The organism is Pseudomonadota bacterium (assembly GCA_039196715.1).
Classification (GTDB): Bacteria; Pseudomonadota; Gammaproteobacteria; order CALCKW01; family CALCKW01; genus CALCKW01.
The window spans coordinates 1-11,701 of sequence record JBCCUP010000107.1 but is presented as its reverse complement, the minus strand read 5'-3'; the positions used below and the strand labels follow the sequence as shown (position 1 = coordinate 11,701).

Genomic DNA, 11,701 nt, shown 5'->3' with positions numbered 1-11,701 from the left:
TTGAACCGCGCGTGCGGCGAAACGGGTGGACAATCGCAGCGAGTGCGAAGAACACCATGGCGCCGACCACCGCGCCTCGCAGATCGATAATGATGTCGTCTAATCTGCCGCTTCTGCCCGTGAGGAACAGCTGACCCGACTCGGTGGCCACGGCGAGTAAAACCACGAACAGGGTAATACCTGCGAGGTTGGCTCCCAGTCGGCTTCGGATGGCCAGTGCGAAAAATGCGAGGGCTGCAAATCCGATCGCATGGCCGAGTTTGGCTACGCTTGCCACCCCGAAGACAACGTCAGTGAATTGGGCGTGCTCCACCAGCTTGTACAGTGGCAGCAAAGCGGATCTCAGGTGTTGGCCGGGCAGCGACACACCGACAAGTATGGCGGCGATCACCCCGAGCGGGATCGCTGCTACCAACAGCGTGCGACGCTCGAACAGGGCGTAGACCACGGCCAGAGAGAAAGACGCCCAAACCACAGCGAGGCCGATCAGCAGCGTCTTGAAGTGAACCCAGGGGCGCACCATCACGCTTTCGACAGATCCGAGTGTGGCGCTGCCCGTGGTCTTGAACAACCGCAGGAGCACACCAAACTCCACTGCGGAATCGGGCACCCACATGGCGCGCTCGTGCAACGCCGGTTTGTTGTTGCCCACCAGGGCTTGCACGGTGACACCGGCACGCTTGATACGCTCGCCCTTGGCGTCGTAGAAAAACACGCCAAACAGGGCGACATGCCAGTTTTCCTCGCCGTACTTTACGTCTGTGCTGGACATGACACCTTGCGTCAGGAGTTCGTCCGTGCGGGTCTCTTTGGCTGAGGGCAACGGGTAGCGCACCTCTGCCCAGCTCACTCCTGGCACGGTGCGAGACACCGTCATCGCTGTGCTGGAGAGCACGAAGCCCTCCAAGGCATCGACGGTCTTGCCGTCTTCGATAAGGATGTGTTGCGAAGCCTGGCCTGGAAACCCGCCGGACAGGTTGGTTGTGGTGGTCTCGTAGCGCGAAACGGTGGATCCCAAAATGAACGTGCCTGTGGTCAGCAGCGCGAATAGCGCCAGCAACGTAGCGAGCGAAAGCGTGTGGCGTTTGGGCATGGTGCGCGTTGCTGGGTGTACGGCGACGATGGGGATGGCGTCAAGCGGGCAAGCTGTGGCACCGTAGAGTGTAATCCAGTTCGTCGATACCGAAAGACCATGGCGAAAATCGTGCCTTTCAAGCGTCCCGATCGACGCAAACGCGCCGACGGCCTGACACTGTGCCAGAGCGGCTTCCACAAGTGGCGCACGGAGTCGGGTACGCCATTTGACCCCAAACAAGGCAAGCTGGTGACGCGCCTGACGTGTGCGCGTTGCGGTGCAACCAAGACCAAAGCGCTCTAGACAACCTTGGCCTGTGAAACAGGTCGTACCATCTATGCTCTCTTCAGGCGTTGTGTTCCTGCAGGCGCCTCACGTGATTGTGCGACACGACAACCTCGATGATTGATATCCACGCCCATGTCATTCCGGGCATCGACGACGGTCCGGCAGACCTCGATGAGGCACGGGACCTCGTGCGCGCCGCCGTTGCAGCGGGCACCACGCACATCGTCGCCACACCGCACATGGTGCCGGACCAGTACCCGAACACGCGCACGTCGATCGTTTCGGCCTTCGCCAAATGCAAATACACGCTCGAGTCTGCCAGCGGTGTGCGCTTGGCTGCCGCGGCCGAAGTGCGGGTCGGTGTCGACACGGTCGACCTGGTTGAGCGTGAGCAGTTGCCCTGGATAGGCCACTATGACGGCCGGCCGGTGGCGCTGCTCGAGTTTCCCCACGCGGCTGTACCGATTGAGTCGCGCAACGTGATCCGGTGGCTGGTCACCCGCGGCGTCGTACCCCTGATCGCACACCCAGAACGGAACCTTGAAATCATGCAGTCCTACCACCGGGTCACGGAACTTGCAGACCTCGGCTGCCTCTTTCAATTGACTGCGGCCTCGATGTCCGGTGGTTTCGGCCCGGGCGCCCAGAAAACCGGTGCCCGGATGGTGCGAGACGGCCTCGTGCACGTGCTCGCATCCGACATGCACAACACGCGCTACCGACCGCCCGCACTCGGGCCGGGCGGCAGGGTGGTTGAAAAAATGATCGGCTCGAGCGCCGTGGCTGATCTGGTGTACGACAACCCGTGGAACATTGCGGCGTCGCTCTTTGCCGCCGAGCCCATCGACCTGGTCGTGTGATGCGCTTGACCACGTTCCTCGCCCTCTCACGACCCTGGACCACACCGTGAACGAACTGAACCCGGCGGCAATCGCGTCCCGGTTGCGCTGGCGGTGCCGGCGCGGCATGAAGGAACTGGACATTGTCCTGACCACCTGGCTGGACAAACACTACGCCACGGCGACCGAAACCGAGCGGGACGTCTTTCTCGCCTTGCTGGACATGGACGACCCCGACCTCGCCGTCGTGTTGCTCGGTGGCGGCAGTCTGGGTGACCCCGAGAGCGACCGTGTCGTTCACGCAATCCGCGCTTCCACTGCACCTTGACCCGCGTCCCTCCGGGGTCATGCGGGCGCTGGTGACCGCCGCGCACGGTGCGCTGGCCGTGGTCACGCTGCTCGGTGGTGCGGACCGCGTGGTGTCGGCCGTGGTGTTCAGCCTGCTCCTCGTGTCGCTGGCGTCGGCGTTGTTCTGGATACGGCGACCGGTGACGCTGGTGTGGCGCGCCGACGGGGCGATGGAGGGCACCATCTGGCGGTCACCGGTGCTCGACGCCACCGTGTTGCCGTCCACCTTCGAGCACCCGCGGTTGGTCATCCTGCATTTGCGGGAGCCCGATACCGGGACGCACTGGCGGGTGCCGATTGCCGCTGACAGCCTCGATGCGGACACGCACCGTCGCTTGCGGGTGCGATTGCGCGCCACGTACTTGACCGACACCGCACCCTGACCGATGCTCCCCACGCGCCGTGTGGCGCCGGTTGTGACACAGGAGAGAAACCGCGTATGGGCCGTCCGATTTTTCTGGGGGTGAACGTCGACCACGTGGCGACGCTGCGGCAGGCGCGCGGCACCCGCTACCCGTGCCCGGTGCACGCAGCCCTGGTGGCTGAGCAGGCCGGTGCGGACGGCATCACCATGCACCTGCGCGAGGACCGGCGCCACATTCAGGACGTCGACATCGACCGCATGGCCGAGCTGACGCAGACCAAGCTCAATTTCGAGATGGCCGCGACCGAAGAGATGGTCGGGATCGCCTTGCGCACCGAACCGGTCGACGTGTGTCTGGTGCCGGAACGGCGAGAGGAGCTCACCACCGAGGGCGGGCTGGATGTGGTGCGCAACCGCAACTACCTGACCGACTGCTGCGGTCGACTGGCAGAGGCGGGCATCCGCGTCTCACTGTTCATCGACCCGGAGCCGGCGCAGATCGAGGCCAGTGCCGCGGTGGGTGCGCCGGTGGTGGAGCTGCACACCGGTGCCTACGCCGAGGCCGGCACCGCAATGGCCGATGAGCTCGCCCGTTTGACCAGCGCCGCGCGTGCGGCCGACGAACTGGGTCTGATTGTCAACGCCGGTCACGGCCTCAACCGCAACAACGTCGCACCGATAGCGCGGATACCGGAAATCCACGAACTCAACATCGGTCATGCGTTGATTGCCGACGCGGTGTTCACCGGCCTGACTGTGGCAGTACGCGACATCAAGCACGCCATGCTCACCGCCAGGGCGTCAGTGTGATCTGCGGGACGGGCGTCGACATCGCGCGCGTTTCCCGGATCGCAGCGGTGTGGCAGCGTCACCCGCGGCGGTTTGCGTTGCGCATTCTGCACCCGAGGGAACGCCCTGCGTGGGAGGCCTGCACCAGCGACCAGGCCGGGGCGTTTCTCGCCAAGCGCTTCGCGGCCAAGGAAGCCGCGTCCAAGGCCCTCGGCACCGCCATCCGCGGCGGCATCGCGATGCAGGATTTCATCGTCTCGCGCGGCGACAAGGGACGCCCGCTGCTCGAGCTGAGCGGCCGGGCGTCGGAGGAAGCCGGTCGGCGTGGCATTACCCACTGGCACCTCAGTTTGTCGGATGAGGCCGACACTGTTGTGGCGTTCGTGGTCGCCGAGGCGCGCCCGTGAGCCCCGAGAACCGGCGCCGTGTCGCCTATTCGATTGCGGCACTGGCCGTCGTGGCCATCTGGCGACCGTTGCGTGCGGCGGTGGCATCGGATGCGCTGTTTTTCATCCTGGCGCTGGCCGCGATTGTCCTGGCCGGGGTGCTGGCCAACCGCCTCAGTCGCTGAGCGCGTCGTCGAGTCGGCGACGCCAGAGGGCGACCTCGGCCGCGCTGTCCGCGTAGGGCTCGAGTGGGTGACCCCAGACCACGCCGGGCCAGTAGGGGTCAGACACGTAGCGACCGATCACATGAACATGCAGCTGAGGCACAAGGTTGCCAATGCTCGCAATGTTGACCTTGTCCGGTCGGCAGCAGCGGCGCAGGGTGCGGGCCACGCGGTTGACGCAGCCCTGCAAGGCCTCTGACTGACCCGGCTCGAGGTCGAAGGGCTCCGTTGCATCGCACTCCGGCACCAGCACCAACCAGGGCAGCGGTGCGTGGTTCTGAAGGCGAATCTGGACCGAGGCGTGTCTGACGATCAACTGCGAGTCACGCGCGATACGCGGGTCGAGGGCGAACGCCACCGGTGTCAGCCACCGAGCATGCTGAGGAAGGGGTTGGTTCGACGCTCGTGGCCCACGGTGCCGCTCGGTCCGTGCCCCGGAATGAAATAGACGTCATCGCCGAGCGGCAGAATCTTCGTGCGGATAGTGTCGAGCAGTTGCTGCTGATTGCCGCCGGGCAGGTCGGTGCGGCCGATCGAACCGTTGAACAGCACATCGCCACTCTGGACCGTGCTGGCATTGTGATCGAAGAACGCCACGTGGCCCGGCGAGTGTCCGGGGGTGTGGAGCACGTCCAGTCGCAGCTCGCCGAGCGTGATGCTGTCACCTTCGTCCAGCCACCGGTCCGGCTCGACCGGTTTCACCGGCGGCAGACCGAACATCGAGGCCTGTTGGCTGAGTTCGGCAAGCAGCGGTTCGTCGTCGCGGTGCGGGCCGACAATGTTGACCGCGAGCGCGTCTGCACACTCGCGCGCGCCTGCCGCGTGATCGATGTGGCCATGCGTGAGCAGCACCACATCGATCTCGATCCCCGCCTGCTCGATCGCGGCGTAGACCATCGGCAGGTCGCCGCCCGGGTCGACCACGGCCCCTTTCAGGGTGTGCTCGCACCAGAGCAGTGTGCAGTTCTGTTGGAACGGGGTGACGATGACGATTTCGTGGCGCATGCCGTACTCCGGGGTCAGGCGTTCAAATCGGGAATGAGTTGGCTCTCGAGCTTCTCGATCTGGTCCTTGAGCAAGAGCTTGCGTTTTTTCAAGCGGCGCAGTTGCAATTGATCCGTGGCCGGTTGGGTCGACAGGGTGTTGATGACGAGGTCCAGGTCGCTGTGCTCGTGACGCAACTCGGTAACCAAAAGCCGCAGCTGTTCACGTTCACTCTCATCCATGGATTCGAACCTTGCTCATACCGCTCGCCAGGGGCCCGTGTCAGGGCGGTCACCTGCCAGGTGACGTGGGTGCCGCCGACCCGGCGGCCCGGGCCGACACACAGCCCGTATAGTGTATCAGCCCGATCCGCAGGGCGAGGCTCGGCCGCGCGCCGCGCAGCGGCACGCCGTCCGTCGAGGGTGCCTGTCCGCCGTCGCTCGGGCACACTTGGGCATGTTTGCCAATGGCACCGCATCAGGGGATGACCGCCATGCTCGATCTGCCGCGGGCCCATGGCGGCCCTGTCGTCGCCGGCCGTTTCCGGGTGTCTCCGGACGAGTTCGAAGTCAACGAGTCGCTCAAGGAGCCCCCGTCCGGCGCTGGAGTGCACACCCTGTTGCACGTCGAGAAAGTCGGCCAGAACACCGCCTGGGTAGCACGCTGGCTCGCCGAATCGGCCGGTTGCCGCGATCGGGACGTCGGCTACTGCGGTCTCAAGGACCGCCACGCGCGCACCACCCAGTGGTTCAGTGTGCCGGTCGCGCTTGGCCGGGACACGCTGGTGGCGCCCGAGGGGGTCCGCGTGTTGGAACGCGTGCCACACCACCGCAAGTTGCGCCTGGGTGCGCACAGCGCCAACCGGTTTCGCATCCGCCTCCACGTCGACGGTGAACTCGCGTCGGTGATGGACCGCTGCGAGCAGGTGCGGACCGAGGGGTGCCCCAACTGGTTCGGCGCGCAGCGCTTCGGGCGCGGCGGCGCGAACCTCGCGCGCGCGCGAAGCTGGTTTGCCCGGGGCGGTCGGGCGCGGCCCGACCAGCGGCGTCATTGGCTGTCGGCGGCACGCGCGGAGGTGTTCAACCGCTACCTCGCGGGTCGGGTTGCGGCGGGCAACTGGTCCGAGGCGCTGCCAGGCGACATCCTGAACCTCGATGGCAGCGGCAGCGTCTTTCTGTGCGAGGCCGTCGACCCGTCAATTGTCGACCGCGTCGTGACCTGGGATGTCCACCCGACGGGGCCGCTGTGGGGCCGTGGTGAGGCGGTGCGGGGCAGCGATCATGCGGCGCGTGAACGGGCACGGCTCACCGCACACGGCGATCTGCTCGACGGCCTGGAGCGCGCGGGCCTGCGCGCGGAACGGCGACCGCTTCGGCTGCGACCGCACGATCTGCAGGCCGACGCCGACCCGCGCAGCAGCACCGTCTGGCTGGAGTTCAGCTTGCGGCCCGGTCAATTCGCCACCGCCGTGTTGCACGAGTTGGGGATGTTCAGTGATGCGGCGCTGATCGACACCTGACGCGCGTACGCCCGAACGGTGGTGTCAGCGGGGCCGCCGTTGGCGCCACGCGAGCAGCCACACGCCGAGGCCGAGCAACGTGGCACCGCCACCCTGCACGCTGCGGGTGTTCGGCGAACCGTCGTCCGACGCCGGCAGACCGGCGGCGACCCGCACGGCGGCACTCGCGTTCAGAAGGCCAGCGCCGCAGCCGTCACACGCACGCGGAAACGCGTTGCTGGTTTGCTGAAGTGTTGCCGCCACGGCATCGTTGCTCAGCAGCGGATTGACCGCCAACATCATCGCGGCTGTCGCGCTCACGTGCGGGGTGGCGATACTCGTGCCGAAACGGTGGCCGTAGACATGGTCGCCTGCGGGCGCCTGGACGCCGCTGTCTTCGGTGGTGATCACCCCGTCGTTCGGCTCGCCCCCTGGCGCAGCGAGAGCGACTGCGCTGCCAAAATTGCTGTAGCTCGATTTCGATCCGTCTCGCGCCGCGGCCGCGACCGTGAACACGCCGTCGCACGAGGCCGGTGCCTGCGGCATATCGTCCATGTCCGTGTTGGCGTTGCCTGCCGCGGTGATCACCATGGCACCGGCACGCCGCGCGTCGTCGATGGCCAGCTGCATCGCGGGTGTACAGGCCTGATTGATGCCGAGGCTCAGGTTGATGATCTGCGCGGGGTTCGGGTTGTCGGGGGCGCCGAACACCTCCAGGCCTGCGGCCCAGCGGATGCCGGCGATCAGGTCGGATACGCGCCCACCGCACTTGCCCATGACCCGGACCGGCAACACATCGATGCCGGTTGCCGCGCCTGCGATACCCGTGCCGTTGTTGCGTTTTGCAGCGAGTACGCCGGCGACACCGGTGCCGTGCCAGGTGCTCGCCTGCACCGGGCAGTCGGGCTCGACAATGCCGTTGCTGATGTCGAAGGCCGACACCCAGTCACCGGGGTCGCTCGGGTCGGCGTCACGGCCGTTGCCGTCGTTCGCCGTCGTCGCGGCGCTGACGAAGTCGTAGCCGGGCAAGGTGTCCGCGCTGTCGAGGTGGTCGAGCAGCAGACCGGTGTCGACCACGGCGACGGTGACACGGACCTGCGCCCGGTTCGGCAGCCAGGCCTGCACGAGATCGGTCCCGGCGGGGTTCGTGTCGCGGTCGGTCAGCGCCCATTGCTCGGGCAACCGGGGATCGTCGAAAGACGCTGGGAACACGCGGCCGTCGACTTCGACGTGTGCGACGCCGTCGGCCTGCCGCAACGTGTCCATGACGGCCTCGGCGGAGGCGGCGGGCACCCGGACGACCCGCAGCGTGTCCGTGCCGCGTGCCGCGCGGGCTTCGGTGGCGGCGAGGTTGACGATGAGTTGCACGGTGTCCTCGGCGTTGGCCGAGGCCGCGACAGCCGCGCACGCGGCCGCCACGCAGGCGGCGCGCAGAACCGACAGCGCGTCGGAAAACCGGCGTATCCAGCGGCTCGGTGCAGTGTGTGTGGCCATGGCCACACACCGTGCAAGGCCGGTGCCGTCTCAGCGCGGTGCGTGGAGCGTGCTCAGCGTTCCTTCAGTCGGGGAATCAGCATCGGCAAATTGCACGGCAGGGTGCGGTTGTCCAGCTGGCTCGCGATCAAGCGGTCCCAGGCCGTTGCGCAGGCCCCGGTGGAGCCGGGCAGCACGAACAGGTAGGTGCCGTTGGCCACGCCCGAGAGCGCACGCGACTGCAACGTCGAGCTGCCGATTTCCTCGTACGAGAGCATGCGGAACACTTCGCCGAAGCCGTCGAGCTGTTTGTCCAGCAGGGGGGCAACGGCTTCGGGCGTGCCATCACGGCCGGTGACCCCGGTGCCGCCGGTGGTCAGCACCACGTCGACGTCGGGGTCGGCGATCCACTGGGACACCACGGCGCGGATCCGGTAGATGTCGTCTGGCACGACGCGGCGGTCACAACAGCGGTGGCCGGCGTCACTCAGGCGCGCAACCAACAGCGATCCCGAGGTGTCCTCGGCTTCGGTGCGGGTGTCCGACGCGGTGAGCACGGCGATGTTCAAGGCGAGAAAGGGGCGGTCGTCGGATGTCATGGCATGCGAACTCGTCGGACGGGACACGCGCCACCTCGGTGCGGTCCGGGAATGGGCTGATGGCGGTAAATCGTTGTTATGATAGCCAGTTAGCCCTTGAGCCTACCGCATGCCGCAACGTCTGCAAAAATTACTCGCCGCGAGTGGGTTCGGATCCCGTCGAGCCCTCGAGCAGTGGATTCGCGATGGCGAGGTGCTGGTGAACTTCAGCCGCGCCGAGCTCGGCGTCAAGGTCGCTGCACGTGACTGGGTCACCGTGCGCGGTATCCACCACCAGGTGGTCAACCGCGGCCGCGCGCCCGCCCGCGTGCTGATGTACCACAAGCCGGTCGGCCAGGTGAGCACCCGCCAGGACGAGCAGGGTCGAGCCACCGTGTTTGATGCCTTGCCACGCCTCAACCAGAACCGGTGGGTGGCGGTGGGCCGGCTCGACATCAACACCAGCGGGCTGTTGCTGTTCACTGACGACGGGGAACTGGCCAATCGCCTGATGCACCCGTCTTCCGAACTGACCCGGAAATACGCGGTGCGCGTGCACGGCGAGGTGTCCGAGGCAGTGCTCGACGCGCTGCGACAGGGTGTCGAGCTCGACGACGGCATGGCCACCTTCGATTCCGTCGTGGCCGCCGGCGGTGAGGGCGCTAACCAGTGGTTTCACGTCAGTTTGCGCGAGGGCCGCAACCGGGAGGTCCGGCGCTTGTGGGAATCGCAGGGCGTGATGGTCAGTCGACTGACCCGCATCCAGTATGGCCCGGTCAGCTTGCCGCGCTGGTTGTCGCGCGGGAAGTTCGAGCAACTCAAGGGAGAGGGCTTGTCGACGTTGTTGAACGCCGTCGGACAAACCCCGTCAGAGACCCTGGCTCTGGTGAAGAAGCAACCGCCACGGGGTCGACGCACCGCCCAAACGCAACCCAAACGGCGCGCGCACAACGCGCGCCAACGGCAACCGAAATGAGCAAGAACACCCTGTACCGCGTGAAATTCGTCAACCAGAATCAGCTCATGGACGTGTATGTCCGCGAGGTGTTTCAGGCCGAGCTGTACGGCTTCGTGGTGCTGCGAGACTTCGTGTTCGGCGAGACCGCGAGCCTCGTCGTCGACCCGGCCGAGGAAAAACTCAAGGCGGCTTTTCAGGGGGTCCAGCAGACCTGGGTGCCGATGCACGCGATTGTGCGCATCGATCAGGTCGAAAAACGCGGCACGGCGACCCTCACCGAGATCACCAAGGACAACATCGCCGCCTTTCCGAGCCCCATCTACACACCGCGAGATGCGCCCGAAGGCTGACATGGCGGTGTTGGCCGGCGAAGTGGACGCGTTTGGTGAGCTCGCCCTCGCCGCCGACGCCGCGGTCCTCGACGTGCGCGACACGGAGCACGAGAAGGGGCGCCGGTACTACCTCGAGCACGACTGGGTGGCCGAGGAGGGTGGCGACGTCTTTGAATCGCCCGGCGAGACCCACACGCTTGTGGTGCCGGACGACGTCGAGCTCATGATCACCGACTTCCAGGTCAACGGTGTCATGCGTTTCGTCGACCCGTGGCGCACGATGGAAGGGTACGAGGACGTGTTTTCCAAGATCGACATGTGCCGCGCGCACGACGCGTCCGTGGGGCTTGGCAACGACTTTATCGATCAGTTCATTCGCTGAGGCAACGTGGCGGTATCCTCACCCGGCGTGTGTTGGCGGTGTTGGCCACAGGCGGCTTGTGGCAGGTGAGAGGAGGTACCCATGACCACGGTGTGCAGTGTCGGATTCGGTGAAGCGGCCCAAGCTTTTGTGGCCGGTTGGCACGCGGCCGGCGCTGCCGTGTCAGCGTTCGACGTCAAGACGGGCGACCCGTCGACGCGTGAGGCCAAACGCGCGGACTACGCCGGTCACGGCGTGCGCGGTGCGGAAACACTTGGCGACGCGCTGGCGGGCGGTGAGCTCGCGTTTTCCCTGGTGACGGCCGATCAGGCCGAGACAGCGGCGCGGCAGGCTGCCGAGCAGAATCTGAATGCCGCACTTTGGCTGGACTGCAATTCCTGTGCGCCGGGCACCAAACGGCGTGCGGCCGAGGCCATCGAAGCGGCGTCTGGGCGCTATGTCGATGTCGCGGTCATGGCCCCGGTGTACCCCAAACGCCATGCGGTGCCTTTGTTGTTGTCCGGGCCGCACGCGGCGGTCGCGGCCGAGGCACTCGCGGCATTGGGCATGCGCCCGCGCGTCGTCGGCGAGGATGTCGGCCAGGCGTCGACGATCAAGATGCTGCGCTCGGTCATGATCAAGGGGACGGAAGCCCTGTTTGCCGAGTGTTTCCTCGCCGCACAGAAGGCCGGCGTGCTGGACGCCGTGTTGGGTTCCTTGAGCGGGTCCAACCCCGACGTCGCCTGGGAGAAGCAGGGCAGCTACACGCTCGAGCGCATGACCGTGCACGGCGAACGTCGCGCCGCCGAAATGCGCGAAGTTGCCCGGACCCTCGCAGACCTCGATGTGCCGAACGGCCTGACGGAGGCGACGGTGCAGTGGCAGGCGCGTCTGGGTCAGCTGGGTGTCGAGCCCGGCGAGGACGTGTTGGTGGAGCGCCTCGTGCGGGTGCTCGAGGCGTTGTGATTGCGGGTCGGGGCCGGGTAGGCGGCGAAATCGGGACGCGATGGCGCACGGATTCGGTTACGGAATGTCGGCGTATTTGGCGCCACCTCTGAAGTTCGGTCGAGAGAGGGATTGGCTCGGAATCGCGTGAGGCGATTTTTTGGCGAGTGCGCTGTTGCACGCCAGCCAAGATCAAACCGTCTTGGATGACGGATATCCGGCTTGAGGTTGGCGGGTTTTCAGCCACGCCATGCCCTTT

The 11,701-nt window shown here is 66.3% G+C and carries 17 protein-coding genes and 1 pseudogene; 12 read left to right on the top strand and 6 right to left on the bottom strand.

What is annotated here, in order from left to right; all coding sequences use genetic code 11:
• Positions 1–1,093 (bottom strand): VanZ family protein (locus AAGA11_21335; GenBank protein MEM9605417.1); only part of this gene is annotated, 1,093 nt, incomplete at its 3' end.
• A gap of 99 nt (positions 1,094–1,192) precedes the next feature.
• Here AAGA11_21335 and AAGA11_21330 point away from each other — a divergent pair.
• The 7 genes from AAGA11_21330 (at position 1,193) to AAGA11_21300 (ending at position 4,274) form a co-directional block, all read left to right on the top strand.
• Positions 1,193–1,378, top strand: coding sequence for a hypothetical protein (locus AAGA11_21330; protein ID MEM9605416.1), 186 nt, complete (start codon positions 1,193–1,195; stop codon positions 1,376–1,378).
• A 98-nt stretch (positions 1,379–1,476) separates the two neighbouring features.
• Complete coding sequence (locus tag AAGA11_21325) at positions 1,477–2,223, top strand: CpsB/CapC family capsule biosynthesis tyrosine phosphatase (protein ID MEM9605415.1); 747 nt, start codon at positions 1,477–1,479, stop codon at positions 2,221–2,223.
• A 46-nt stretch (positions 2,224–2,269) separates the two neighbouring features.
• On the top strand, positions 2,270–2,530 hold the full coding sequence (locus tag AAGA11_21320) for a succinate dehydrogenase assembly factor 2 (GenBank protein MEM9605414.1): 261 nt from the start codon (positions 2,270–2,272) through the stop codon (positions 2,528–2,530).
• Entirely contained in the window at positions 2,493–2,933 is a 441-nt protein-coding gene (locus AAGA11_21315; protein MEM9605413.1) for a protein YgfX, read from the top strand. The genes AAGA11_21320 and AAGA11_21315 overlap by 38 nt, the downstream gene beginning before the upstream one ends.
• A 56-nt stretch (positions 2,934–2,989) precedes the next feature.
• Positions 2,990–3,724, top strand: a complete 735-nt coding sequence (gene pdxJ / locus AAGA11_21310; protein ID MEM9605412.1) for a pyridoxine 5'-phosphate synthase — start codon at positions 2,990–2,992, stop codon at positions 3,722–3,724.
• Entirely contained in the window at positions 3,721–4,110 is a 390-nt protein-coding gene (gene acpS / locus AAGA11_21305; GenBank protein MEM9605411.1) for a holo-ACP synthase, read from the top strand. Before pdxJ ends, acpS begins: the two co-directional genes overlap by 4 nt.
• On the top strand, positions 4,107–4,274 hold the full coding sequence (locus AAGA11_21300; protein ID MEM9605410.1) for a hypothetical protein: 168 nt from the start codon (positions 4,107–4,109) through the stop codon (positions 4,272–4,274). Before acpS ends, AAGA11_21300 begins: the two co-directional genes overlap by 4 nt.
• Here AAGA11_21300 and AAGA11_21295 read toward each other — a convergent pair.
• Genes AAGA11_21295 through AAGA11_21285 form a run of 3 tightly spaced genes read right to left on the bottom strand, consistent with a single transcriptional unit; the run spans position 4,264 to position 5,539 of the window.
• Positions 4,264–4,671: an HIT family protein gene (locus tag AAGA11_21295; protein ID MEM9605409.1), complete on the bottom strand. Its 408-nt coding sequence runs from the start codon at positions 4,669–4,671 to the stop codon at positions 4,264–4,266. The two genes, AAGA11_21300 and AAGA11_21295, sit on opposite strands and share 11 nt — an antisense overlap.
• 5 nt (positions 4,672–4,676) lie before the next feature.
• Positions 4,677–5,318: an MBL fold metallo-hydrolase gene (locus AAGA11_21290; protein MEM9605408.1), complete on the bottom strand. Its 642-nt coding sequence runs from the start codon at positions 5,316–5,318 to the stop codon at positions 4,677–4,679.
• A 14-nt stretch (positions 5,319–5,332) separates the two neighbouring features.
• Positions 5,333–5,539, bottom strand: a complete 207-nt coding sequence (locus AAGA11_21285; GenBank protein MEM9605407.1) for a DUF465 domain-containing protein — start codon at positions 5,537–5,539, stop codon at positions 5,333–5,335.
• A 251-nt stretch (positions 5,540–5,790) separates the two neighbouring features.
• On the opposite strand from AAGA11_21285, the gene AAGA11_21280 reads away from it, so the two are divergent.
• Positions 5,791–6,816: a tRNA pseudouridine(13) synthase TruD gene (locus tag AAGA11_21280; GenBank protein ID MEM9605406.1), complete on the top strand. Its 1,026-nt coding sequence runs from the start codon at positions 5,791–5,793 to the stop codon at positions 6,814–6,816.
• A 24-nt stretch (positions 6,817–6,840) separates the two neighbouring features.
• Here the strand turns inward: AAGA11_21280 and AAGA11_21275 are convergent, their stop codons facing one another.
• Complete coding sequence (locus AAGA11_21275) at positions 6,841–8,289, bottom strand: S8 family peptidase (protein ID MEM9605405.1); 1,449 nt, start codon at positions 8,287–8,289, stop codon at positions 6,841–6,843.
• 53 nt (positions 8,290–8,342) lie between these two features.
• Positions 8,343–8,867 carry a molybdenum cofactor biosynthesis protein B gene (moaB, locus tag AAGA11_21270; protein MEM9605404.1) on the bottom strand — a complete coding sequence of 175 codons (525 nt, stop codon included), beginning with the start codon at positions 8,865–8,867 and terminating at the stop codon, positions 8,343–8,345.
• Between the two features lie 109 nt (positions 8,868–8,976).
• On the opposite strand from moaB, the gene AAGA11_21265 reads away from it, so the two are divergent.
• The 4 genes and pseudogenes from AAGA11_21265 to AAGA11_21250 all read left to right on the top strand — a co-directional run bounded on the left by AAGA11_21265 (position 8,977) and on the right by AAGA11_21250 (position 11,463).
• On the top strand, positions 8,977–9,822 hold the full coding sequence (locus AAGA11_21265; GenBank protein ID MEM9605403.1) for a pseudouridine synthase: 846 nt from the start codon (positions 8,977–8,979) through the stop codon (positions 9,820–9,822).
• On the top strand, positions 9,819–10,154 hold the full coding sequence (locus AAGA11_21260) for a DUF1820 family protein (GenBank protein MEM9605402.1): 336 nt from the start codon (positions 9,819–9,821) through the stop codon (positions 10,152–10,154). Before AAGA11_21265 ends, AAGA11_21260 begins: the two co-directional genes overlap by 4 nt.
• Positions 10,155–10,248: 94 nt before the next feature.
• Positions 10,249–10,518, top strand: a pseudogene (locus AAGA11_21255) (cupin).
• 81 nt (positions 10,519–10,599) lie between these two features.
• Entirely contained in the window at positions 10,600–11,463 is an 864-nt protein-coding gene (locus AAGA11_21250) for a DUF1932 domain-containing protein (protein ID MEM9605401.1), read from the top strand.
• Positions 11,464–11,701: the final 238 nt, after the last annotated feature.